We start from the raw sequence: 23,336 nt of genomic DNA, 5'->3' as shown, positions 1-23,336 counted from the left end.
TGCACTAGCAGGAGCAAGAGAAGCGAAGCGGGAGTCGGCGACAAACGTCAGAAAAACAAGCGGCCACCTCAATGGCGGCCGCTTGGCGTCCTCCTGAACCGAGGGCGGCGGACCGCGCTCGACTCAAGTACGGATCAATAGAGCCGTTCGAAACGCTTGCGCTCGCGCTGGAGCTTCTTGGCGTGACGCTTGACAGCGGCAGCAGCCTTGCGCTTGCGCTCGGCAGTCGGCTTCTCGTACTGCTCACGACGACGAACCTCGGACAGAACGCCGGCTTTTTCACAGGAACGCTTGAAGCGACGCAGAGCGACGTCAAACGGCTCGTTATCACGTACTTTGACAGAAGGCATTAAGCACTCACCTACCTTGGGTAACTTGAGTTCGGTTTGTACGCACACCTTCAAGGCCAATACCCCGCACCACTCCTTGTCCGGCCAACCCTTGAGCTGACAACAGCTCAGCGCAGGAACCCTGCGGGCATGACCTGAAACGGAACAGAGACGGGGGAAGCGAGCCCTGGATGCACGACCCAGTCTTGCAGCGGACAGTATTTTAGTGACCATCCCGCTTTCTTGCAAATGCTTTCGTCTCGCTCACCCTTCAATCTGTACCCGCCGCCAGCGCTGCTTGCCTGCCACAAGGCGCGCCGCGGCCGCCGAAAGGGAGCCCGTCGCTTATGCAGCGGAAGCCAAATCGGCGTAGAATACTCCCCCCTTTCACCGTTTCCCGAGCCCGATCCATGCGCGTACTAGGCATCGAAACCTCCTGCGACGAGACCGGCGTCGCCCTTTACGACACCGACCGCGGCTTGCTGGCCGATGCGTTGCATAGCCAGGTGGCGATGCACGCGGACTACGGCGGTGTGGTGCCGGAACTCGCCTCTCGCGACCATACCCGGCGCCTGCTGCCGCTGATCGACCAGGTGCTCTCTGGAGCACAGCTCGAACGCACCCAGCTGGACGCCATCGCCTACACGGCAGGCCCCGGGCTGGTCGGCGCGCTGATGGTCGGCGCCAGCACCGCCCACGGCATGGCCCGCGCACTCGGCATTCCGGTGCTCGGCGTTCACCATATGGAAGGACACCTGCTCGCTCCCATGCTCGAGGACGAGCCTCCGGCCTTTCCCTTCGTGGCATTGCTGGTCTCGGGCGGCCACACCCAGCTGGTCCAGGTTGACGGCATCGGGTGCTATCAACTGCTGGGCGAATCGGTGGACGATGCCGCCGGTGAAGCCTTCGACAAGGCTGCCAAGATGCTGGACCTCGATTACCCCGGCGGCCCGCGGGTAGCTGCCCTGGCCGAGGGCGGCGACCCGGGCCGCTTCCGCTTCCCCCGGCCGATGACCGATCGCCCGGGTCTCGACTTCAGCTTTTCGGGGCTCAAGACCCACACCCTGACCGCCATTCGTCAGTTAGAACAGGCTGGCCAGCTCGACGACCAGGCCCGCGCCGACGTCGCCAGAGCCTTCGAGGAGGCCGTCGCCGACACCCTGGCGATCAAGTGCCGTCGGGCCCTCAAGCAGACCGGGCTCACCCGCCTGGTGGTGGCCGGCGGTGTCAGTGCCAATGTGCGCCTGCGCGCCAAGCTGGAAGAAGCGACGCGAAAACAGGGGGCTCGCGCCTACTACCCTCGCGGCCGCTTCTGCACCGACAACGGCGCCATGATCGCTTATGCGGGAGCCCAGCGTTTGATCGCAGGAGAAAAGGATACCGTGGGTCAGATGAAGGCGGTGCCGCGCTGGCCGATGGATCAACTCAGCGCGCCGTAGTCGACTAGCAAGAAGAAAGGGCCATGATTGCGCTCTCTATACGCCCAGGAGCCCAGCCTGCCCCATCGAGCCGGTCGCTTTACAGGTGGGGCTCCTTGCCCTGGCGCAACCGGCCGATATTGATGGCGTGGCGGGCCACCACAAGACCGGCGAACACCAGCACTACCCAGACAAAGTCCGGCGCCAGCCACAGGCTCAGCAGCGGGGCCAGGGTGGCGCTGGTCAATGAGGCCACCGCCGCGGTGTGCGCCCACCAGGCAAGCAGCGCCCAGATCACGGCGCTGACCAAGGCTACCCCAGGGGTCAACAACAGCATCACGCCGAAGGCGCTGGCCACCGCCTTGCCACCACGGAAGCGATACCACGCCGGGTAGCAGTGGCCCAGCAGCACACCGAGCCCCACCAGGCCTAGCCCCCAGGGCGGCAGTTCGAGCCACAGGCCGAGCAGCAGCACCGGCCAGCTTTTCAGGGCGTCGATCGCCAGCGTCGCCAGCGCCAGCGGCACGCCGTGCTGGCGAAGCACATTGGAGAAGCCGGGATTGCAGGAGCCGCTGAGCCGCGGATCCGGGCGCCCGGCCCAGCGGCAGACGCTGATGGCGCCCAGCCAGGTGCCGCTCAGGTAGGCAAGAGCGGTCAAGGGCAGTATCACTTCCAACGATGAACCCATGGCGACTCCTGACCCGACGCAACCGGTGCTGGCGAAAGATGCCACACTCAAGGGCATTCCGTCGTAGTTTGCCAGTACGAGCACTCGCGAGTCACCCGCGGCCTGTTTCCCGGGGGGCGGCTCAAGTACAATCGGGCGCCTTGTCACACCTGCTTTTCCCGGTTCTTGCTTAGCGGCCGGGAGGACAATCACCGGGGATCACCGATGGATCAGGTACTGATCGAAGGCCTTGAACTGGATACCGTCATCGGCGTCTATGACTGGGAGCGCAGCATCACCCAGCGCCTGACGCTGGACCTGGTGCTGGCCACCGACATCCGCGCTGCAGCGCAAGACGATGACCTGAGCCAGACCCTCGACTATGACGCCATCAGCCGTCGCATCGGGGTCTTCGCCGAAGAACACAGCTTCGAGTTGGTGGAAACCTTCGCCGAGCGGCTGGCGGAACTATTGCAGGAGGAGTTCGGCGTGCCCTGGCTGAAGATGACCCTGCGCAAGCCCGGGGCGGTGGCCAACGCCCGCGCCGTAGGCGTCAGCATCGAGCGCGGTCAGCGCCCCGGGGGCCACTGATGGCGCTGGTAACCCTGAGTCTTGGCAGCAATATCGAGCGCGACCAGCATATTCGCGTCTGCCTGGACGCCCTGTCGGAGACCTTTGGCGAGCTTGCCATCTCGCGGGTCTACGAAAGCAAGCCGGTCGGCTTCGAAGACGGTCGCAACTTCTACAACCTGGTGGTCGCCCTCTACAGCGACTGGTCCGTTGGCGAACTGCAGGCCTGGTGCAAACGTCTCGAGGCCGCCAATGGTCGACGCAAGGACAGCCCAAAGTTCAGCCCTCGCACCCTCGACGTGGACATCCTCACCGTCGGCGAGCAGGTAGGCGACATCGACGGCGTCAGCCTGCCGCGAGGCGAAATCCTGCACCACGCCTTCGTGCTCTGGCCCATGGCCGAGCTGCTGCCGGAGCACCGCCACCCCCTCGACGGGCGCTGCTATCAGGAGATCTGGCAGGCCTTCGACGCGGACGACCAGCCGTTGTGGCCCATCGAGTTCCACTGGGGGGATCGGGCGCTGCCTTCACGCGCAGCACTCGAGGGGACTCTCGAGCAGTAGCCCCGCAAGCCCGCTAGCGCCAGGCGTCTTCCAGGACGGCAAGCCGCCTGTGTCGTAGCTCCTGACCCAGCGCCGCACCCTTGAAGCCCTCATCGAGCAGGTCTCTGGGCGAGAGCGCCAGCGCCGTACGATAGCCCAGCGCCAACCGTTCGGCGTCCCCGGGACGCCTAAGTGCCAGCACCGCCAGCAGCGGCGCCACCCTCTCACCGCGGCGCCAGGCGTCGATGCCATCGAGCCAGTCCATGGCGATCGACGGCGCCGAGCGATCACCGCCCTGAGCAAGCGACGACGCCAGCTGCCGGGTCGACGCCAATTGATGCCCGGCGTCACGATAGTCGTTGGGTAGCTTGAGGCGTTCCTCCAGGGCCTTGCGTGCGGGCGCACTCAGTGCCTCCACCAGGCGCCCCCAGCGCCAACAGGGCGAACCGGACAACGCCTCGGGCAATCTCGTCATCCGCACAAGCGCGCGCTCAAGGGCATCACCGCCCGCCTCGTTCAGCGCCGGCATCAGCCGCTCAAGTGCACCGCAGGCGGCCAGGGCATCGAAGTAATGCCGCGGCTCGGGCTCGCCGAGCGCTTTCTCGGTCTCCACCCAGACCCGCTCGGCCACCAGATGGTCGAGCTCACCGCTGTCGGCCAGTTGGCGCATCAGCGCCTGGGTCGGTTCGGCGATGCGAAAGCCAAGACCTGCATAACGGGCCAGAAAGCGGGCGGTACGCAGCACCCTCAAGGGATCCTCGACGAAAGCCGGGCTGACGTGGCGCAGCAGTCGATCATCGAGGTCTCGACGGCCATCGAAGGGATCCACCAGCGCGCCGTCGAGTGACTCGGCCATGGCGTTGATGGTCAGATCGCGGCGGGCCAGGTCTTCCTCCAGGGTCACCTCGGGGCTGGCGTGCACCACAAAGCCGGTATAGCCGTGACCGGACTTTCGCTCGGTCCGCGCCAGGGCGTACTCTTCGTGGGTCTCGGGGTGCAGAAATACCGGAAAGTCGCGCCCCACCGGGCGAAAACCACGCTGGCGCATGGCCTCGGGGGTGGCACCGACCACCACCCAGTCGGTGTCCTTCACCGGCCAGCCAAGCAGCGCGTCGCGTACCGCGCCACCCACCCGATAGACCTCCAGCCCCGCACAAGGCTCGTCGCCCTGACGCTGCTCGCGTTCCTGGGTCATGACGCCGTCCGGCTCACCCGTTCGGGCAGGCGATGCTGCCACTCGGTAAAGCCACCATCGAGGCTGTAGACGCGCTCGAAGCCCTGGGCGCTGAGCCAGCTTGCCGCCTGCTGGCTGGAATGGCCGTGATAGCACACCACTACCAGGGGTCTATCCTTCGGCGTCTGTTCGACCAACGGCCCTACGCTGTGGTTGTCCAGATGGCGGCTGCCGGGAATGTGGCCCTGGGCGTAGCTGCCGGGATCGCGAATATCGACGAGACACAGCTCGCCTTGCTCATCGAGCCACTGGCTCAGGCGCTCGATATCCAGATGTTCGAAGGCGGCGGACGTCATATGGACTCCTTGATAAAGGGAAGGGTCGGGCACGGGGAAGCGGGTATCGGCGAGTGGCCTGCGGCGTTACGCAAACTGCCGACTGGGCACGCTGATGCGCTCGCCGCTGTCCAGGTCCAGCGCGGTCAGACTGCCGCCCCAGACGCAGCCGGTATCCAGCGCCTCGGCGCGAACCCGACTGCCGATGGCCTCGCCGTTGAGCGCGGCCCAGTGGCCGAACAGCAGCCAGGGATCATCCTGGCGAGGGTACTGAAACCAGGGAGCGAAGCCATCCGGCGCGCTGTCCAAGCCTTCCTTGGCGTCGAAATCCAGGCGCCCCTCGGCGTCGATGAAGCGCATACGGGTCAGGGTGTTGACGATGGCCCGCAGGCGGTCGACCCCTTCCTGGTGCGGCTTGAAGCGGCGCGGACGATTGCCGTACATGCGCGTGAGAAAATCGCCGGCACGCTCGCCGGTCAGCATCCACTCGACCTCACCAGCCAGCGACTCGGCCTGATCCAGCCCCCACTGGGGCGGCAGACCGGCGTGGGTCATCAGGGTATTGCCATCGCGCACCAGCAGCGGCCTGGCCTGGAGCCAGTCGAGCAGGGTCTCGCGATCCTCGGCCTCTAGAATATCGTCGATGGTGTCCTTGCGCTTGGTCGCGGCGCCACCTCGCGCCACCGCCAGCAAATGCAGGTCGTGGTTGCCTAGCACCACCCTGGCCGCCTCCCCCAGCGCCATCACTTCGCGCAGGCAGGCCAGCGACCCCGGCCCGCGGTTGACCAGATCTCCGGCCAGCCACAACTGATCCCGACGTGGATCGAAGTCGAGCGCCTCGAGAAGGGCGATGAATTCCTCGTGACAGCCTTGAAGGTCACCGATAGCGTAGCGTTTCATAGGATCTCGGGGCTCTTGAAGGGCGTTCGATTCGCCAGATCAGTGAATCTGGTTGGGTGTGGCCAGGCGAAACACCGTGATCGGCACCTCGAAGGGACGCTGGCTGGCGGTGTCCACGCAGGTGTAGGCCCCTTCCATGAACCCTACCGGCCCGTCGAGAATGGCACGACTGGTGTACTGAAAGGTCTGACCGGGGCCTATCATCGGCTGCTTGCCGACCACCCCCTTGCCGCGAACCTCCTGGACCTGCCCGCTGGTCTGGGTGATCTTCCAGAAACGCGCCATCAACTGGATATTCCCCGGCGAATGATTGTGCACCGTCACCGTGTAGCTGAACACGAAGCGGTTCTCCATCGGCGAAGATTCATCTTCACGATAGGCGGGCTCCACATCGACCCTTACGTCAGGCATCTCGCTCATGACGGATTCTCCTCTGCACTCAAGGCGTTGGCGATGGACACGAACTCTTCCACCTCCAGCGTCTGGGGCCGCCGGCTCGGATCGATACCGAGGGCCTCGAGGGCGTCACCGTCGATGCGTCCCTTGAGATTGTTGCGCAGCGTCTTGCGCCGCTGACCGAAGGCCTCGCGCACCACGTCGAACAGCAACGTCTCGTCCTTGGCCCGCCCCTGGGGTCGCTCACGCGGGGTCAGCCTGACGATGGCCGAGTCCACCTTGGGACGCGGCACGAAGGCCTCCGGCGGTACCACGAACAGCGAATCGACGTCGCAGAAGTACTGCGCCAGCACCGACAGCCGCCCACGATCACCTCCGCCCGGTGGCGCCGCAAGACGATCCACCACCTCCTTCTGCAGCATGAAGTGCATGTCCTGGATGGCGTCGCCGGCCCTGAGCAGGTGCGAGATCAGCGGGGTCGAGATGTTGTAGGGAAGGTTGCCGACGACCCTGAGTGGCTGGCCCTCGCCGCGTAGCGCAACGAAGTCCATCTTGAGCGCATCGCCTTCGTGGATGACGAAGTTCGGGTGATTGAAGAATTGCACCCGCAGCCCCGGAATCAGGTCCCGGTCCAGCTCGATGACCTCGAGATCACCGTCGGTGGCATCGAGCAGTGGCTCGGTCAGCGCCCCCTGGCCAGGGCCGATCTCGACCATACGGTCGCCGGGGCGCGCCCCGATGGAACGCACGATGCGCGAGATGACGCCGGGATCACGCAAGAAGTTCTGACCGAAGCGCTTGCGGGCCCGGTGCGCCGTGGGGCGGGATGACATGCTTGAATCCTTTGCAAAACGAGGGTTGGGGTGACGGACCTTCAGCGCTCGGCCACCCGGCTTCCCATATCCTCGGCGAGGGCAATCGCCACCGCCAGGCTATCGGGACTGGCAGTGCCATGCCCGGCCAGGTCCAGGGCGGTGCCGTGGTCCACCGAGGTCCGTGCCAGCGGCAGCCCTAATGTGATGTTGGCGGCCTGGCCGAATCCCGAATACTTGAGCACCGGCAGACCCTGGTCATGATACATCGCCAGCACCGCGTCGACGCCGTCGAGATGACGCGGGGTGAACAGGGTATCCGCCGGCAGCGGCCCGTCAAGGGCCAGTCCTTCTTCACGTAGCCGTTCGAGCACCGGGGTGATGATCTCGATCTCTTCGCGCCCGAGATGCCCATCCTCGCCGGCGTGGGGGTTCAGACCGCACACGGCGATCCGCGGAGAGACAACGCCAAAGAAGTCTGTCAGGTCCCGGGCCAGAATACGCAGCACTCGCTCGAGACCCTTTTGAGACAGTGCATCGGCCACCTCGCGCAGCGGCAGGTGGGTGGTCGCCAGGGCCACCCGCAGCGGTATCGAATGCAATGAATCAGTGGTGGCGTCGGCCGAGACGACGCGCCCGTGCAGGGCGCTGTCGGTGGCCAGCATCATGACCACCTCCTCGACCCCGCAGGCATCGCGCAGGTACTCGGTGTGGCCCGTGAAGTGGTGATGGCCCGCGTCGCGGATCACCCCCTTGTGCAGCGGCGCCGTGACCATCGCCGAGGCCTTGCCGGCCAGGCACTGGGCCACCGCCATATCCAGGGTCTCGAGCACATAGTCGGCGTTGGCCGTCGACAGCACGCCAGGCTCGCTGGCCTCCTTGAGCGCGACCGGCCACACCGCCAGACGCTGCCGGCGCGGCCCCGGATGCGCCTCGCCCGGTGCCACTATTACCACCTCGACATCCAGTCCGAGCGCCAGGGCGCGAGCCCTCAACAGCTCTGGGTCGCCAATGGCGACCCAGTCGGTGGCGTGGCGCGCAGCCAGCATCAGGGCAAGCTCGGGACCGATGCCGGCGGGTTCGCCGGTGGTCACCACGATCGGTGCCTTCATCCGCTGCGACATCAGCCCTGGTTCAGGCGCTTCTCGACGAAGGCCTCGCCGCGAATTTCCTGAACCCACTTCTCGAGTTCATCGCCGGCCTTGCGCTGGAAGATCGCCTGGCGCGCCTCCTCGCGGCTGGTACCGACGCCTTGCTGCTGCAGATAGCGCTCGACCTCGGACTCGGAGATGTTGATCCGGCTGGACACCTGGGCCTGCTGGACCTTCATGATCAGCATCTCGCGACGGATCTGATCACGCACCTGGGACAGGCTCATGCCCTGGGACTCGAGCCGATCGGCGAACTGCTCCAGGCTGACACCGTTCTGGTTGGCCACGGCGCGCACCTGACGATTGAGCTCGGTATCGTCGACGCTCAGGTTCATGCGCTCGGCCATCTGCACCTCGATCTCCTCGACGATCATGCGGTCCAGAATCTGCTCACGCAGGGCCTGCTCCGGAGGAGTGTCCATGTCGCTGGCGCGCAGTCTGGCCATGGCCTGCTCGACACGGTCATCGAGCTGGGAGGCCATGATGGCGTCCTCGTTGACCACGGCGACGATCCGATCCAGCGGCTGGCGGTAACCGTCCTGGGCGTGGGCCGCCACGGTGGTCAGTGCCAGACAGGCGGCCATCGCCAGGGCGGCAAGGGGTCGGCTACGCATAGTCATGCTTCCTCGTTCACTCAGATTCGATGCGGCGAGCACGTCTCGTGCTCGCCGTTGGGGATACGCCAGGGTATTTAGTTCAGGCCGGGACGGTAACCGGGCACCGCAGACTGGAAGTAGGTGTCCGCGTCGCCACCGATGCCACCGAAGCCCTTGAGCACAAAGCGCAGGAAGAGCCCGCGATCCGTGGTGTCGTCCTCGATGTTGTTGGCGGTGTCCTCGTCTTCGATCCACTCGCGCCACACGACCTGCACACCATAACAGCAGTCGTTCCACTGCACACCCGCCATCTGGTCGAGGGCACGGTCGTTGGTGTTGTCGTAGAGCACCCGGCCGATGACGTCGAAACGATCCGTCGCCTTGTAGGCGAAGGACATGTCGTACTCTTCGCGGTTGTAGTTGCGAACGTCATCGTCATCGTCGGCGTTGTCGAAGCCTTCGATCTCCCAGCGGTAGCCCAGGTTGAGCACGTGACCGGCGTCGGCACGGTACTGCACGCCGAGGCCGGTGCTCTCGGTGCGACTCTCCTCGTCGTCGTAGAGCCACTGCCAGCGGGTGCTCCAATTGTCGGTGATCTGCCAGTTGATTCGGGTCACCCAGGGCGAACGATCGCGGGTGGCTTCGTAGTAGTCGAACGACTCCTCATCACCGGGCAAGGTGTCGGGATCACCGGCCATATCGATATTGCGGTCCTCGAAGTAGGCCGACTGCCCGACCCCCACAGACAACCGCTCGCGGCCGCTCTGGTCTTCGAGGAAGCGGCTTTCCACGCCGTAGGACAAACGGTTCAGGTCGCCCAGACGATCGCCGCCGGAGAAGCGGTACGGCGACCACAGCTGGCCCCAGGAGAACGCCAGTTCCTCGGTGTCGAAGTCGGGGAAGTCACTCTGGTCGCGCTCCGGTACGTAGGCGTAGTTGAGGCGTGGCTCGAGGGTCTGGCGCCAGTCGTCACCGCCAAAGGCGAAGTCGCGCTCGAAGATCAGCCCGGCGTCGATGGTGGTCACCGGTGCGGTCAGCGTCGGGCTCTCGCTGTTGTCGGTGATGCGCTCGTCATAGTCGAGGTCATAGCTCGTGTGCTGCAGCGCCACGCGGGGTTCGAAGAAGCCCCAGCTCGGCTCGAAGCGGTAGCCCACCGCCGGCGCCAGATCCAGGCGGGCGCCCTTGACGTCTTCCCTGAGCGGGATGCGGCGCTGGGTATCCTCGTAGTCGTAGAAGCCGTTCTCGTCGCCCTCGATATCGCGCCAGAAGTAGGTGGCGTTGGAGTTCCACTCCTGATAGAAGCCGAGGTCCTGGGACCAGCGGCCGTTGGCGGTCAGGCTCGGCAGCCGGTAGAAGGGCTTGTCGCCTTCGTCGACCGGATCGTCCAGCAGCTGATAGCCCTGGGCCTTGGCCTGGAGGTTCCAGGTGTCGCCGAGGTAGTCGATCTGGGCCAGACGCGCCATGTTGCTGGTATCGGTCTCACCAAAGGTACGCCCGAAGTCATCGAAATAGCGGCCGTCACTGGCGGCGCCATAGCGCAGCCGGTAGGGAACGCGCGAGCTGAAGCGCCCGTAATGGCTGTAGTCGAAGTACCAGCGTTCGTCGCCGTTCTCGAGCTCGGTGGTGGAGTCGTCATCTCCGGCGGACTCGTCGTCACCGATGTAGGCGCCTTCCAGGGTGCCCTGATCGGTGGGAAACAGGTAGCGGAACTCCGCCCCCATCAATAACCCGCTGTCGTCGATCCAGCGCGGGGTGATGGTGGCGTCATAGTTGGGCGCCAGATTCAGATAGAAGGGCTGCGCGTAGTCGACACCACCGTCGGAGACGCCGATGGTCGGCCACAGGAAGCCTGTCTGGCGCCGCTCGTCGATGGGAAAGCGCACCCAGGGCCAGTAGAACACCGGCACATCGCCTACCTCCAGGCGGGCATGCTTGGCGGTACCGTAGCCCTGATTGCGATCCAGCAGAATATCGTTGCCGATCAGGCGCCAGGTGCTGTCGCCAGGCTCACAGGTGGTGAAGCTGGCCTCGCGCAGACGAAAGACGTTGTCACTGACTCGCTCGAGCTGGATGGCATCGCCGCGCAGGCGCGACTCGTGGGCCACGTAGTGGGCCGAATCGATGGTGGCCTGGTCGCTGTTCAGCGACACCTCGGCGCTGTCACCGCGCACCAGCAGGCCCTTGTCGCGCAGGGTCAGGGGACCACTGGCGTTGGCCAGGTCACGCTCCGGTGGTACCTGCACCCGGGTTGCCTCGAGCTGGGTATCGCCCTTGCGCAGCACCACTTCACCGTCGAGCACGGTGTCACCGTCGGTGCCGTAGTTGGCGGTGTTGGATTCGCTGTTGACCTGGCCATCGATGGCCGGCGCAGGAAGGCGGTATTCGGGCTGAACGTAGTAGCCTCGGCACACCGTCCCGGCGGGACGGTCATCGCCCCAGGGCTGCCAATCCATCTGGCTTGCCGGCAGGGGTTCAGGTGGGGCCGCCCACAGGGGGGACGACACCAGACTGGTGGTGGCGAGGCCCGCCAGGGCCGTCCATGCGTATCGCTTGGCCATGTTGCACGCTGTCCTCGACGGGGTGAATCGGTATTATACAGGCCGCGGCCGACCTGTAACGCCGATCTGTTCCAACGAGATTCGCGCCACGGCCGCCCTTGATCCATGCACAGCATGCGGTGAGGCCAACGGAGCGTCAACCGACATTGGCATCCTTCGCCCTGCCGCCACCAGGAGTTTCCCCCCCGATGTCCCAGGCTGAAAGCCCCCACCGACTCGAGCAACTGCGCCTTTGGGCACAGGCACAGCACCCGTCCATCGAGGGCTCGAGCGATCTCGTGCTGGCCGCCGGCGACGCCAGCTTCAGGCGTTACTACCGCCTCACCCTGGAAAGTGGGGAGACCCGCATGCTGATGGACGCCCCACCCCCCCAGGAGGACGTCGGCCCCTTCGTCGCCATCGCCCGTGACTGGCACGCAGCGGGCCTGCCGGTACCCCGGGTCTATGCCGTGGACGCCGACCAGGGCTTCGTGGAGCTTGAGGACCTCGGCGACGAGCCGCTGCACCTGGCCCTCGACGGTGCCGACGAGGCCACCACCCACGCCCATTTCGACGCCGCCATCGCGCTGCTCGAGGAGCTTCAGCGGAAGGCTCCGAGCGATAGCCTGCCGCCCTACGACGCCGTAACGCTGGCCCGGGAGCTGGACCTGTTCCCCGACTGGTGCCTCGCCCAGTGGCTGGAGTTGGATGGCCAGCCTCCCGGCTGGCCTGCGCTGCGCCAGGCGCTGATCGAACAGGCGCTGGCCCAGCCGGTGGTCACCGTGCACCGCGACTTCGATGCCATGAACCTGATGCGTCACGCCGCCGAACTGTGGTTGATCGACTTCCAGGACGCCCTGGCAGGCCCCATCACCTATGACCTGATCTCGCTGTTGCACGGGCGCTATCGGCGCTTCGATGCGGCCACCCGGGCGGCCTGGAGCGAGGCTTTCCGCCAGCGCGCGATAGCCGACGGGCGCCTGTCTGACTCGGTAGATAGCGACAGTTTCCTGCGCTGGGTCAATGCCATGGCTGCCCAGCGTGCGCTCAAGGTGCTCGGCATCTTCTGTCGCCTGACCCTGCGCGACCAGCGCGACGGCTACCTGGCGCGTCTACCTCACTTTCTTGCCCATCTTCAGGACAGCCTCGAGGGGCTGGAGGGCCTCGCGGGACACGCCGACTTCAGCGCCTGGGTCGAAGACAGCCTGCGCCCGCTGATCGAAGCCCGCGTCGCAGAGGTGCGCCCATGAAAGCCATGATCCTGGCCGCCGGTCTCGGCAAACGCATGCGGCCGCTGACCGACCACTGCCCCAAACCCCTGTTGCCGGTGGCCGGCGAACCGCTGATTGGCCACCACCTCAGGCGCCTGGCCGGCTGCGGTATCGAACAGGTGGTGATCAACGTCAGCTACCGTGCCGACCAGATTATCGAGACCCTGGGCGACGGTGAACGCTACGGGGTATCGATTGCCTACAGTCGCGAGGACGAGCCGCTGGAGACCGCCGGCGGTATCGCCAAGGCTCGCCCACTGCTCGGCGAGGAGCCCTTCGTGCTGGTCAGCGCCGATGCCTTCTGCGACATCGACCCCAGCGCCCTGCCCTCTCTGGAGGGCGATCTGGCCCATCTGGTGCTGGTCGACAACCCCGTCCACAACCCGGACGGCGACTTCCACCTGGCGGCCGGCGGCAGAGTTTCGAGCGACGGCTCGCCAAAGTTGACCTACTCGGGGATAGCGCTGATCGACCCGCGTCTGGTGAATGACCTGCCCGCTCCCTGCTATCCTGTCGCTCCACTGCTTCGCGAGGCCATGGCCCGCGACCTCGTCGCCGGCACCCACCATCGGGGAGACTGGGTCGACGTGGGTACGCCCGAGCGCCTCGAGGCGTTGAATCACAGACTCGGCGGCGCTCCTGGCGAACGCTGATTGAGTCCGGCTGCATCCTGCAGACCGCATCCTGCAGACCGCATCCTGCAGACCGCATCAAAAAACATCGACATCACTATCGCAGAAAAAGAAGGAATCCCCATGAAAGCCAGCGTCAAATGGACCGACGGCCGTCAGTTCGTGGCCGAATCCGGTAGTGGCCACGCCGTGGTCATCGACGGCCCCCCCGATCACGGTGGCCGCAACACCGGGCCGCGCCCGATGGAGATGCTGCTGATGGGCATGGGCGCCTGCACCTCCTTCGACGTGCTGGAGATCCTCGAGAAGTCCCGCGCCCCGGTGGAAGACTGCGTCGCCGACATCGAGGCCGAACGCGCCGACAGCGTGCCGTCGGTGTTTACCAAGATCCACGTGCACTTCACCGTCACCGGCAAGGGGCTCAAGGAAAAGCAGGTCCAGCGCGCGGTGGAACTCTCCGCCGACAAGTACTGCAGCGCCTCCATCATGCTGGCCAAGGGCGGCGTCGAGGTCACCCATTCCTACACCATCGTCGAATCCTGAGGCCGCTTCGAGCGCCGCGCAGCAGCGAGCGCCTCGGATCGACAGCCACCCTCACGCAAAAGCCCCTGCCGATCGGCAGGGGCTTTTGCGTGAGGGCGAGGCCATCGCAGCATCAGGCGCTGGCCACCGGCACAGGATCAGATGCGGTAGACGCTCTTGGTCATCACCCTGGACATCAGCGTCATGCCGGCCTTGACCGGGCCAGGGAACCTGGCGCCACCAGCCTCCAGCGCCTGCTGGGCGTGGTGGGCCTCGTCGATGGCCATCTGCCTGAGCACCGCCCGGGAGCGCTTGTCTCCTTCGGGCAAGGTCTCGAGGTGCTCGTCCAGATGCTTGCCCACCTGTTCCTCGGTGGCGGCGACAAAGCCCAGGCTGACACGATCGCCAACCGCCCCCGCCAGTGCCCCCATGCCGAAGGACGCCGCATAGAACAGCGGATTGAGTCGACTGGTCGGCGCATTCAACTCCCTGAGCCGGTCCTCGCACCAGGCAAGGTGATCGATCTCTTCCTGGGCGGCTTCCTCCATCTGGCCGCGCACCTCCGGCAATTTGGCGGTCAGGCCCTGGCCCTGGTACAGCGCCTGGGCGCATACCTCTCCGGTGTGGTTGATGCGCATCAGGCCGGCCGCGTGATGGCGCTCATCCGGGCTCATTTCGCCGTCATGGATCGTATCGACCGCGGGCGTCGGCCGAGATGCCCGCGCCGCCCCCGGCACCAGGGTGCGCAATACATTGTCGAACTGATGGATGGCCCGATCGGCGGGGCTGAGAGAGCGGGACATGGCGCGATCCTTGTACGACTAAGTGAGCCAGCGAACATGGGCGAAACGATGAACGTTCGCATCAAGGGATTATTCTACGCAAGCGTCGGCGGCACTCAAGCGCCGGCTTTTCAAATGGGGCACCAGCCCCTCGGCTGCGCCTAGAAACAAAAAGCGATCGGCGCCGCCTGGGGGACACCAGGCGACGCCGGAGAATGCACGGATGCGTCGAGCGCTTGAACTGCCGGAAGAGACTCCGTTGCGCGCCGGCTAGCCAGCCGGCCATGTGAAGCGACGACCGCCCATCACGTGCATGTGAATATGATAGACCGTCTGGCCGCCGTCTTCATTGCAATTCATCACCACCCTGAAGCCGTCTTCGGCAAACCCGAGGTCCTTGGCCAGACGCGAGGCGGTCAGCGGCAGGCGCCCCACCAGTGCCTGGTCTTCCTCGGTGATGTCGTTGAGGGTGGCAATATGCTTCTTGGGGATGACCAGCATATGGGTCGGGGCCTTGGGATCGATATCGTTGAAGGCCAGCACCTGATCGTCCTCGTAGACGATATCGGCGGGAATCTCGCGGTTGATGATCTTGCAGAACAGGCAATCCATGGCAGGCTCCGGGGCACACTGAAAAAACGGTGTCTTCGAGATTACCCGCCAACAGGGCCGCTGTCAGTCCCCTGACTCGCCCGATCACTGACCCAGGCCCCATGATCAACGTTCCCAAACCGCCAGTTATGCACCTCTGGTCATCGCGCTCGCCTGCCCCCCCAAGCCATTGCGGCTATGGTACAACCGTAGCTCCCATGCATTTTCGGAGTGTCGCCTGCCATGCATCACACCGCCCTGCTGCTGATCCTTCTGATCATCATCGCCTTTGCCCTGCTGTCGCGGCGCATCTCGGCCTCGCTGATCAGTCTGCCCATGGTGTTCATGGCCGCGGGGATGGGGCTGGGCGCGCTGACGCCGGACCTGGTGCCCATGGACATGCAGCAGGAGCTGACCCAGGTGATCGCCGAGATCACCCTGATCATCGTGCTGTTCGCCGATGCCTCGGTGGTCAAGCTGAAGTCTCTGCGCCAGAACCTGGCGATTCCGCTGCGCATGCTGTTGATCGGCATGCCCCTGACGGTCTTGCTGGGCACGCTGATGGCCAAGTGGGTCTCGCCGGAAGCAGCCTGGGGCACCGCCATGCTGGTGGCGGCGATTCTTACCCCGACCGACGCGGCCTTGGGCCAGGCGGTGGTATCGAGCCCCAGCGTGCCGGAACGTATCCGCCAGTCGATCAACGTCGAAAGTGGGCTCAATGATGGTCTGGCTGTACCCGTGATTCTTGCCTCGGCACTGCTGGCGGTGGCGGCCACCGGCACCGAGGTCGCCGACGCCCCGAACAACCTCTGGACCTTCGCCCTGCTGCAACTGACCCTCGGGCCGCTGGTCGGGGTGCTGTTCGGCTGGGGCTTTGCCCGCCTGCTCGACGCCGCCATCGACCGCGGCTACGTCACCGTCATCTATCAGGGCATCCTGTTTCTGGCGCTGGCCTTCCTGATCTATCTGGTCGCCGAAACCGTCGGCGGCAACGGCTTTATCGCGGTGTTCCTCGGCGGCCTGACCTTCGGCAACCAGCTACGCCATGACACCACCTTCATCGAGGAGTTCATGGAGAGCGAGGGCCAGCTCTTGACCATCGCCACCTTCCTGATCTTCGGTGCGGTAATGGTGCCGCTGGCCCTCTCGCATGCGTCCTGGAAGACCGTGGCCCTGGCGCTGATGTACCTGTCGGTGATTCGCATGATTCCGATCTGGATATCGCTCACCGGACTCGGCTTGTCCGCCTATGAAAAGACCTTCCTCGGCTGGTTCGGACCTCGGGGGTTGGCCAGCATCCTGTTCGCACTGCTGATCTACGATCAGTACCCGATCCCCGGCAGCGACGAGATCCTCGCCTGCGTGGTGTTGACGGTCATGATCTCGGTGGTGCTGCACGGCGTCAGCGCCCAGCCCATGGCCCAGCGCTTTGTCGGCTCTGGCGCCGCCAAGGACGCCCCCGTCAAGCAGGCGCCTCCCGGCCACTGAGCCCCCTCCAGGATGAGCGGGACTGGCATGGCACCACGAAGGTCAGTCCCCGCCCCGGGCCGCCCGCTCCATGGCCCGGTCCAGCGCCCTGAAGACGTCATCATCCAGCGACTGCGCCACATTGAAGCGCAGGTAGTGACTGTTCGCCGTTTCCGGGCTGAACACCTCCCCAGGCGCCAGTACCAGATCCTCGTCCAACGCCGCTCTGGCCACGTCCTTGGCGCAGAGCCCCGCGGGCAGTCGCGTCCACAGAAAGAGCCCCGCACTGGGCTCCACCCAGGGCTCCAGGCCCGCCGAGCGCAGTCGCGGCATGACCTGTCCCATGGCGTCTGCCAGGCGCGTCCTGAGCACGTTGAGGTGACGTCGATAGGCGCCTTCCCTGACCAGCTGGAACACCAGCTCTGCCGACAGCGCGCTGGCGCCAAAGGAGGTCGCCAGCTTCAGGTCGACCAGCTCCTCGAACCACTCGGGGCGGATGGCGATATAGCCACAGCGCACCGAGGCCGACAGGGTCTTGGAGAAGCTGCCCACCTGGATTACCCGCTCGAGCCCGTCCAGCGCCGCCAGGCGTGGTGACGCCTGGTGCTCGAAGTCGGCGAAGATGTCGTCCTCGATGATCAGCAGGTCGTGACGCTCGGCCAGGCGCAGCACGCGGTGGGCCACCGCCAGTGACAGGCTGGCACCGGTTGGATTATGCAGCCCCGAGTTGGTGATATAGAGCCGCGGACGATGCTGCTCGAGGGCCTCGGCAAGGCGCGATAGGTCCGGCCCCGCAGGGCTGAAGGGCACCCCCACCACCTTGACCCGGTGGGCACGCAGCAGGGCATGAAAGTTGAAATAGCAGGGGTCATCGACCAGCACGCGGTCGCCCGGCTCGAGCAGAAACCGACACAACAGATCGATGGCCTGGGTGCCGGACTCGGTCAGCAGGATCTGGGACGGCGCCGCCTCGACACCCCGCTCGGTAAGGCGATGCGCCAGCACCTGACGCAGTGCTTGCAGGCCCTGGGGCGACGCATAGTCGGTCAGGCTGGCGACAGCGCCGGAACGCCTCGCCAACTGCCTCAGCCCACGGCGAATCTCCTCGTGGGGCATCCACTCTGCCGGCAGCCAGCCACAGCCTGGCCTCAGCCGGTAATGGTCGCTCTCGAGCGCCTGGCGGGTCAGCCACAGCGGGTCCACTTCGCGCTCGCGACGGGGCGCCAGCTCCGCCAGGGACAGCGGCGGCAAGCGATCACCGACGAAAAAGCCGGCGCCGCGACGGGAATGGATGGCGCCCTCGGCGACCAGCCGATCGTAGGCCTCGACCACGGTGGAGCGTGACACCCCGAGCGATTCAGCCAAGCCGCGAATCGACGGCAGGCGCGCACCTGGCGCCAGCTGACGCTGGGCCATGCGGCGCAGGATCAGCGCTACCACCTGCTCGACCAGGCTGATGCCCGCCCGACGATCGATGTCCTGTGCCTTCATCTGTACTGGAGGCTCCACCATGACAGTTTGTCAAAACTGTACTGCACCGTCTCTGGCTGCACCAGCGCACGCCCTTCACCCTAGGCGCTACTGACCCGCCACGGAGTTCGCGCAGATGCCCTCACGACACCGACCATTGAACCCGACACACCGCCCGGACCTTGGCAAGGGCTGGGCCTGCGGCGCCCTCGGCATGGCCATCTTCAGCGGTTCATTGCCCGCCACCCGGGTGGCGGTGAGGGCCTTCGATCCGCTGTTTCTGACCTTTTCCAGGGCCAGCCTGGCGGGACTGGTGGCGGTGGTATTGCTGGCGTGCCTGAAGGGACGCCGGCCGCGGACCGATGAGCTTGCATCGCTGGGGCTGGTTGCCGCCTGCGTGGTGGTGGGGTTTCCACTGCTGACCGCCATGGCGCTGGAGCACGTCAGCGCAGCGCACTCGCTGGTCTATATCGGCCTGCTGCCGATGGCTACCGCGCTGTTCGGGGTGCTGCGTACCGGCGACAGGCCCCGCCCGGCGTTCTGGGCCTGCTCGTTGAGCGGTGCTGCGCTGGTCGCAGGCTTCGCGCTCGGCCAGCCTGGCAGCGCCTCCTTGACCGGCGATCTGTTGATGCTGGCCGCCGTGACCGTCTGCGGGCTCGGTTACGCCGAGGGCGCGCGACTATCAAGACGGCTGCAAGGCTGGCGGGTGATCTGCTGGGCGCTGACCCTGACCCTGCCGTTGATGCTGCCTCTGGCGGTCGCATCGCAACCGCCGACCCTGCAGGGTATCGGCAGCGCCGCCTGGTGGTCGCTGGGCTATGTATCGCTGTTCAGCATGCTGATTGGCTTCATCTTCTGGTATCGCGGCCTGGCGCTCGGTGGGGTGGCCGCGGTGGGTCAGCTACAGTTGCTGCAGCCGTTTCTCGGGCTTGGCCTGGCGGCCTGGTTGTTGAACGAGTCGATCAGCGTGGCGATGCTCGCCACCTGTGCCGCGGTCGTGGTGTGCGTCGCCGGCGCAAAACGCTTCGCCACACCAGCTCCGGTGCCGTCGATCCCGACCTGTCAGTCAGACGAAGCCGGCATCAACGGTGCGGCAGCTCAACGAAAACGTCGTTGGGCCAGCAGATGACGCACCAGCGGACCGAGGATCAGCTCCATCGCCAAGGATAGACGAGAGCCGGGCACCACCAGGGTGTGGGGGCGACTCATGAAGGCGTCCTGAATCATCGCCAGCAGGTAGGGAAAATCCACGGTGGACGGATCGCGGAACCGGATCACCACGAAGGACTCGGCATCGGTGGGGATATCCTGGACCTCGAAGGGGTTCGAGGTATCTACCGTGGGCACCCGCTGAAAGTTGATATGGGTACGCGAGAACTGCGGCAGGATGTAGCGCACGTAGTCATCCATGCGCCCCAGGATGGTGTCGATGACCGCTTCCTGGGTGTAGCCGCGGGCATGCATGTCGCGGTCGATCTTCTGGATCCACTCGAGGTTCATGGTCGGGGCGACGCCCACCAGCAGATCGACGTGGCGGGCGATGTCCACCTCACTGGTGACCAGCCCACCGTGCAGACCCTCGTAGAACAGCAGGTCGGTACCGGTGGGCAGCGGCTGCCATTCGGTAAAGGTGCCGACCTGGTAGCCGGCCTCGATCATCTTCTTGTCTTCGGCGTGGATATAGTGCCGGAAGGTCCCGGCGCCGCTGTCACCGTACTCCTGGAACAGCGTCTCCAGGCGATCGAGCAGGTTGGCCTCCACCGCAAAGTGGGACAGCTCATCCTTGCGCTCGGGCTCCTCGCGAAAGATCCGCGCCATCTCCTGGCGGGTGTAGCGATGGAAGGCGTCACCATCGACGAAGGCGGCATGGACATCTTCCCGGGCGAACATGCGCTCGAAGGTACGCTTGACCGTAGTGGTGCCGGCACCGGACGAGCCGGTGACCGCGATGACTGGATACTCCCTCGACATCAGCCAGCCCTCGCCAGGGCGTCACGTACCGCTTCGGGCACCGCCACCGCACGCCCTGCCTGGGGGTCGACCACCATCAGGTTGAGCCTGGCGGTCGCCACTATCCGCTGGTCGCTGTCGCGACGCATGCGATGGTAGACCGTGATGGCCTTGCGCGCCGGTTCGGGGATGGCGGTCTCGACCGTCAAGGCATCCGGCCAACGAGACTCGGCCTGGTACTGCACCGCCAGGTCAGCGGCGACACTGGGATAGCCTCCCATGTCACCTTCGTGAAGCCCGAGATGGGCCAGGGCGGCCGCCCTGGCCTCGTGCAACAGCGAAATCACGGCGTCATGGCCCAGATGGTGCCCGTAGTTCATGTCGGTCACGCGCACCGTCAAACCATGACGGTGGACGATCGCCTGCTCGGGAAACTCCAGTTTGACGCGTTCCATGCTCGCTCCTTGCTGATTATTGTTGGTCAGTACCATGGGGCAAGCCAGACCGGTACCCGACGATCAGGACTGCCGGGCCATGGCGCGGTGGGCGATGTCCGAACGCCAGAAGGCGCCTTCGAAACTCACCGTCTTGACCCCGCGGTAGGCCAGCTCCCGAGCCTCGCCAAGATCCTGACCGAGGGCGGTCACGCACAACACTCGTCCGCCGGAGGTGACCACCTGGCCATCCTTTTCCGCGGTGCCGGCGTGGAAGACCTTGACGCCCAGGGCCTCGGCACTGTCGCCTCCGCTGATCACGTCGCCCTTGCGGTAGCTGCCGGGGTAGCCTTCGGCGGCCATCACCACACCGATGGCCGGACGCGGGTCCCAGCGGCAATCGTGACCGGACAGGCGACCCTCGGCGCCGGCCAGACACAGCTCGGCCAGATCGCTCTGCAGGCGCATCATGATCGGCTGGGTTTCGGGGTCGCCGAAGCGGCAGTTGTACTCGATCACCTTGGGTTCACCCGCGTCGGTGATCATCAGCCCGGCGTAGAGGAAGCCGGTATAAGGATGCCCTTCGTCGGCCATGCCACGCACCGTGGGGCGAATCACCTCGTCCATGATGCGCTGGTAGACGCTGTCGGTGACCACAGGTGCCGGCGAATAGGCGCCCATGCCGCCGGTGTTGGGGCCGGTGTCGCCCTCGCCCACCCGCTTGTGGTCCTGGCTGGTGGCCATGGGCACGATGGACTCGCCATCCACCATGACGATAAAGCTGGCTTCCTCACCTTCGAGGAATTCCTCGATCACGACACGAGCACCGGCATCACCGAAGGCGTTGTCTTCGAGCATGTCGCGCACCGCCGCCTCGGCCTCGGCCTCGGTCATGGCCACGATGACGCCCTTGCCCGCCGCCAGGCCGTCGGCCTTGATGACGATGGGTGCGCCCTTGTCCCGCAGATAGGCCAGCGCCGGTTCCACGGCGGTGAAGGTGCTGTAGTCAGCGGTGGGAATGGCGTGGCGAGCCAGAAAGTCCTTGGTAAAGGACTTGGATCCCTCGAGCTGGGCAGCGCCCTGGGTCGGGCCGAAGATCGCGAGCCCGGCATCACGAAAACGATCCACCACTCCCTCGACCAGCGGCGCCTCGGGGCCCACGATGGTCAGGCCGACGCTCTCGCGCCGGGCAAAGTCCACCAGCCCGTCGAGGTCGGATACCGCGATATCGACGTTGGTCAGTCCCGCCTCCCGTGCGGTGCCGGCATTGCCTGGCGCCACGAAGACCGAGGAGACGCTGGACGACTGGGCGACCTTCCAGGCCAGGGCATGTTCGCGGCCACCGCCGCCGATGATCAGGACCTTCATCCGCTCAACTACCTTTCGAGTACCAAATGAGGCGGCATTATGGCAGAAAAAGCCCGCTCTCGCCCTCCTGGCCTCTCTCCATCAGAGCCGGGCGTGGGAGGGTCAGGAGGAACGCTCGTCGTCGTCCTTGGTGGTCCCGCCCTGGCTGGTTCCGCCCTGGCTGATGGTGTTCTGCCAGAAACGCATGTTTTCCTCGGCCAGCTCGCGCATCAGCTCCATCGGCGAATGCCGCATGGCCTGCTGCCACTGATCCTGCATCTTCTTCTGCTGCTCCATCATCAACCGGGTGCCCTGCTCCAGGTAGCGCGCCAGGGGCAGCGGCTGAGACATGGCGTACACCCGAATCAGCTGTTGCAGCAGGTCATTGGAGAACACCTCGGCGTCGCTGTCGGCCTGCTCCTGCTCGATGATGATCGACAGCAGAATGGTACGCGTCAGGTCCTCGCCACTCTTGGCATCTTCCACACGGAAAGGCACTTCCTCGAGAATCAGGCTTCGTAGATCCTCGAGCGTTACATAGCGGCTCTGTTCGGTATCATAGAGCCGGCGATTGGCATACTTGCGAATCACGCGCACGGCGCTGCTCCTTTGTTCGTGGGAAGCCCAGGGACTGCAGCTGCAGATCCTCGGCTTCGTTCGCATCCATTTTGCACCGCGACACGGCCCTTGCAAGACAAACCGGTACTCGAGGCTCCATGAATCTGATACTTCTCACCCGGAACGACGTCGATGACGCCGGGTTGGCACGGGTCCGCGACCCCCGGCGCCTGGCCCACCTGCGCCAGGTCCACCGCGCCCGCCAGGGCGACGTGATGACCCTGGGACTGGAGAACGGCCCGCTGGGCCGCGGTCAGCTCGTGTCGCTGACCGACGATGAGGCCTGCTTCGACGTTTCCGGGCTCGATCAGGCTCCGCCCGCGGCGCTACCGGTGCACCTGGTGCTGGCGCTGCCTCGCCCACGCATGCTGGCAAGAAGCATAGAGCATGCCACCGCGCTGGGGGTGAAGCGCATCACGTTGCTGCATAGCCGCAGGGTGGAGAAGAGCTACTGGCAGTCCCCCGAACTCGATCCCGCCAAGATCCACCAGCACCTGGTGCTTGGCCTGGAGCAGGCCCGCGATACTGCGCTGCCGGTGGTGAACACGGCGCGGGGCTTTCGGCCCTTCGTCGAGGACCGTCTGCCGTCCCTGCTGGAAGGACGACGGGGCCTGTTGGCGCACCCCGGGATGGCGAATGCCTGCCCTCGTGGCCTGACCGAGCCTGTGACCCTGCTGGTCGGCCCCGAGGGCGGCTTCATCGAATGGGAGGTGGAACAGATGCTGGCGGCAGGCTGCGAGGGCATCCACCTGGGCGAGCGCATCCTGCGAGTGGAAACCGCGGTGACCGCGCTACTGTCCAGGCTCTTCTAGGCCAACCCTGTAG

General features: G+C 65.5%; 26 protein-coding genes. 9 read left to right on the top strand and 17 right to left on the bottom strand.

What is annotated here, in order from left to right; all coding sequences use genetic code 11:
- Positions 1 to 134: 134 nt before the first annotated feature.
- On the bottom strand, positions 135 to 350 hold the full coding sequence (rpsU, locus tag C6W88_RS02350; protein ID WP_013333229.1) for a 30S ribosomal protein S21: 216 nt from the start codon (positions 348 to 350) through the stop codon (positions 135 to 137).
- Between the two features lie 389 nt (positions 351 to 739).
- Here rpsU and tsaD point away from each other — a divergent pair, with 389 nt between their 5' ends.
- Entirely contained in the window at positions 740 to 1,768 is a 1,029-nt protein-coding gene (gene tsaD / locus C6W88_RS02345) for a tRNA (adenosine(37)-N6)-threonylcarbamoyltransferase complex transferase subunit TsaD (protein WP_108131338.1), read from the top strand.
- Between the two features lie 79 nt (positions 1,769 to 1,847).
- Here the strand turns inward: tsaD and C6W88_RS02340 are convergent, their stop codons facing one another.
- Positions 1,848 to 2,435, bottom strand: coding sequence for a glycerol-3-phosphate acyltransferase (locus tag C6W88_RS02340; protein WP_045991857.1), 588 nt, complete (start codon positions 2,433 to 2,435; stop codon positions 1,848 to 1,850).
- Positions 2,436 to 2,639: 204 nt separating this feature from the next.
- Here C6W88_RS02340 and folB point away from each other — a divergent pair, with 204 nt between their 5' ends.
- Together folB and folK are read left to right on the top strand one after the other, a co-directional pair.
- Positions 2,640 to 3,005, top strand: coding sequence for a dihydroneopterin aldolase (folB, locus tag C6W88_RS02335; RefSeq protein WP_045991856.1), 366 nt, complete (start codon positions 2,640 to 2,642; stop codon positions 3,003 to 3,005).
- Positions 3,005 to 3,547, top strand: a complete 543-nt coding sequence (gene folK, locus C6W88_RS02330; RefSeq protein WP_045991855.1) for a 2-amino-4-hydroxy-6-hydroxymethyldihydropteridine diphosphokinase — start codon at positions 3,005 to 3,007, stop codon at positions 3,545 to 3,547. Before folB ends, folK begins: the two co-directional genes overlap by 1 nt.
- 13 nt (positions 3,548 to 3,560) lie before the next feature.
- Here the strand turns inward: folK and C6W88_RS02325 are convergent, their stop codons facing one another.
- From C6W88_RS02325 to C6W88_RS02290, 8 genes are all read right to left on the bottom strand, one after another.
- Entirely contained in the window at positions 3,561 to 4,721 is a 1,161-nt protein-coding gene (locus tag C6W88_RS02325) for a tRNA nucleotidyltransferase/poly(A) polymerase-related protein (RefSeq protein ID WP_108131337.1), read from the bottom strand.
- Positions 4,718 to 5,056: a thiosulfate sulfurtransferase GlpE gene (gene glpE, locus C6W88_RS02320; RefSeq protein WP_045991853.1), complete on the bottom strand. Its 339-nt coding sequence runs from the start codon at positions 5,054 to 5,056 to the stop codon at positions 4,718 to 4,720. The genes C6W88_RS02325 and glpE overlap by 4 nt, the downstream gene beginning before the upstream one ends.
- A gap of 66 nt (positions 5,057 to 5,122) precedes the next feature.
- On the bottom strand, positions 5,123 to 5,935 hold the full coding sequence (locus C6W88_RS02315) for a symmetrical bis(5'-nucleosyl)-tetraphosphatase (RefSeq protein ID WP_045991852.1): 813 nt from the start codon (positions 5,933 to 5,935) through the stop codon (positions 5,123 to 5,125).
- Positions 5,936 to 5,974: 39 nt separating this feature from the next.
- Positions 5,975 to 6,355, bottom strand: a complete 381-nt coding sequence (gene apaG / locus C6W88_RS02310; protein ID WP_045991851.1) for a Co2+/Mg2+ efflux facilitator ApaG/CorD — start codon at positions 6,353 to 6,355, stop codon at positions 5,975 to 5,977.
- Complete coding sequence (rsmA, locus tag C6W88_RS02305) at positions 6,352 to 7,164, bottom strand: 16S rRNA (adenine(1518)-N(6)/adenine(1519)-N(6))-dimethyltransferase RsmA (protein WP_045991850.1); 813 nt, start codon at positions 7,162 to 7,164, stop codon at positions 6,352 to 6,354. The genes apaG and rsmA overlap by 4 nt, the downstream gene beginning before the upstream one ends.
- A 41-nt stretch (positions 7,165 to 7,205) precedes the next feature.
- The gene (pdxA, locus tag C6W88_RS02300) at positions 7,206 to 8,255 is read right to left on the bottom strand and encodes a 4-hydroxythreonine-4-phosphate dehydrogenase PdxA (protein WP_108131618.1); all 1,050 of its coding nucleotides are present in this window, start codon (positions 8,253 to 8,255) and stop codon (positions 7,206 to 7,208) included.
- Positions 8,256 to 8,266: 11 nt separating this feature from the next.
- Positions 8,267 to 8,908, bottom strand: a complete 642-nt coding sequence (locus tag C6W88_RS02295) for a SurA N-terminal domain-containing protein (RefSeq protein ID WP_045991849.1) — start codon at positions 8,906 to 8,908, stop codon at positions 8,267 to 8,269.
- Positions 8,909 to 8,985: 77 nt separating this feature from the next.
- Positions 8,986 to 11,448 (bottom strand): LPS-assembly protein LptD, encoded by a 2,463-nt coding sequence (locus tag C6W88_RS02290; RefSeq protein ID WP_045991848.1) that lies wholly within the window; start codon positions 11,446 to 11,448, stop codon positions 8,986 to 8,988.
- A 188-nt stretch (positions 11,449 to 11,636) separates the two neighbouring features.
- Here C6W88_RS02290 and C6W88_RS02285 point away from each other — a divergent pair, with 188 nt between their 5' ends.
- The 3 genes from C6W88_RS02285 to C6W88_RS02275 all read left to right on the top strand — a co-directional run bounded on the left by C6W88_RS02285 (position 11,637) and on the right by C6W88_RS02275 (position 13,873).
- Complete coding sequence (locus tag C6W88_RS02285; RefSeq protein WP_108131336.1) at positions 11,637 to 12,677, top strand: aminoglycoside phosphotransferase family protein; 1,041 nt, start codon at positions 11,637 to 11,639, stop codon at positions 12,675 to 12,677.
- A complete protein-coding gene (gene murU / locus C6W88_RS02280; protein ID WP_045991846.1) occupies positions 12,674 to 13,351 on the top strand; it encodes an N-acetylmuramate alpha-1-phosphate uridylyltransferase MurU in 678 nt (225 codons plus the stop codon). Before C6W88_RS02285 ends, murU begins: the two co-directional genes overlap by 4 nt.
- Positions 13,352 to 13,453: 102 nt before the next feature.
- Positions 13,454 to 13,873, top strand: coding sequence for an OsmC family protein (locus C6W88_RS02275; protein ID WP_108131335.1), 420 nt, complete (start codon positions 13,454 to 13,456; stop codon positions 13,871 to 13,873).
- Between the two features lie 137 nt (positions 13,874 to 14,010).
- On the opposite strand, the gene coq7 is transcribed toward C6W88_RS02275, so the two are convergent.
- Together coq7 and C6W88_RS02265 are read right to left on the bottom strand one after the other, a co-directional pair.
- On the bottom strand, positions 14,011 to 14,655 hold the full coding sequence (gene coq7 / locus C6W88_RS02270) for a 2-polyprenyl-3-methyl-6-methoxy-1,4-benzoquinone monooxygenase (protein ID WP_108131334.1): 645 nt from the start codon (positions 14,653 to 14,655) through the stop codon (positions 14,011 to 14,013).
- A gap of 249 nt (positions 14,656 to 14,904) precedes the next feature.
- Complete coding sequence (locus tag C6W88_RS02265; protein ID WP_045992116.1) at positions 14,905 to 15,246, bottom strand: histidine triad nucleotide-binding protein; 342 nt, start codon at positions 15,244 to 15,246, stop codon at positions 14,905 to 14,907.
- A 222-nt stretch (positions 15,247 to 15,468) separates the two neighbouring features.
- Here C6W88_RS02265 and C6W88_RS02260 point away from each other — a divergent pair, with 222 nt between their 5' ends.
- Entirely contained in the window at positions 15,469 to 16,713 is a 1,245-nt protein-coding gene (locus C6W88_RS02260) for a cation:proton antiporter (RefSeq protein WP_045992117.1), read from the top strand.
- 42 nt (positions 16,714 to 16,755) lie between these two features.
- Here the strand turns inward: C6W88_RS02260 and C6W88_RS02255 are convergent, their stop codons facing one another.
- Entirely contained in the window at positions 16,756 to 18,183 is a 1,428-nt protein-coding gene (locus C6W88_RS02255; protein WP_108131333.1) for an aminotransferase-like domain-containing protein, read from the bottom strand.
- Between the two features lie 115 nt (positions 18,184 to 18,298).
- Here C6W88_RS02255 and C6W88_RS02250 point away from each other — a divergent pair, with 115 nt between their 5' ends.
- Positions 18,299 to 19,291 (top strand): DMT family transporter, encoded by a 993-nt coding sequence (locus C6W88_RS02250; RefSeq protein WP_108131332.1) that lies wholly within the window; start codon positions 18,299 to 18,301, stop codon positions 19,289 to 19,291.
- Here the strand turns inward: C6W88_RS02250 and C6W88_RS02245 are convergent.
- The 4 genes from C6W88_RS02245 to phaR form a co-directional block, all read right to left on the bottom strand.
- Positions 19,261 to 20,133, bottom strand: a complete 873-nt coding sequence (locus C6W88_RS02245; protein ID WP_045992119.1) for a phosphoribulokinase — start codon at positions 20,131 to 20,133, stop codon at positions 19,261 to 19,263. The two genes, C6W88_RS02250 and C6W88_RS02245, sit on opposite strands and share 31 nt — an antisense overlap.
- On the bottom strand, positions 20,133 to 20,567 hold the full coding sequence (locus C6W88_RS02240) for an acyl-CoA thioesterase (RefSeq protein WP_045992120.1): 435 nt from the start codon (positions 20,565 to 20,567) through the stop codon (positions 20,133 to 20,135). The genes C6W88_RS02245 and C6W88_RS02240 overlap by 1 nt, the downstream gene beginning before the upstream one ends.
- A gap of 63 nt (positions 20,568 to 20,630) precedes the next feature.
- Positions 20,631 to 21,914: a phosphoribosylamine--glycine ligase gene (purD, locus tag C6W88_RS02235; RefSeq protein ID WP_045992121.1), complete on the bottom strand. Its 1,284-nt coding sequence runs from the start codon at positions 21,912 to 21,914 to the stop codon at positions 20,631 to 20,633.
- 102 nt (positions 21,915 to 22,016) lie between these two features.
- A complete protein-coding gene (gene phaR, locus C6W88_RS02230) occupies positions 22,017 to 22,490 on the bottom strand; it encodes a polyhydroxyalkanoate synthesis repressor PhaR (RefSeq protein ID WP_045992122.1) in 474 nt (157 codons plus the stop codon).
- Positions 22,491 to 22,609: 119 nt separating this feature from the next.
- Between phaR and C6W88_RS02225 the strand changes: the two genes are divergently transcribed.
- Positions 22,610 to 23,323: a 16S rRNA (uracil(1498)-N(3))-methyltransferase gene (locus C6W88_RS02225; RefSeq protein WP_108131331.1), complete on the top strand. Its 714-nt coding sequence runs from the start codon at positions 22,610 to 22,612 to the stop codon at positions 23,321 to 23,323.
- Positions 23,324 to 23,336: the final 13 nt, after the last annotated feature.

It is taken from the genome of Halomonas litopenaei (assembly GCF_003045775.1).
GTDB classification, from domain to species: Bacteria; Pseudomonadota; Gammaproteobacteria; order Pseudomonadales; family Halomonadaceae; genus Halomonas; species Halomonas litopenaei.
The sequence above is the reverse complement of the archived record's forward strand: the minus strand, read 5'-3'. Positions and strand labels throughout refer to the sequence as shown.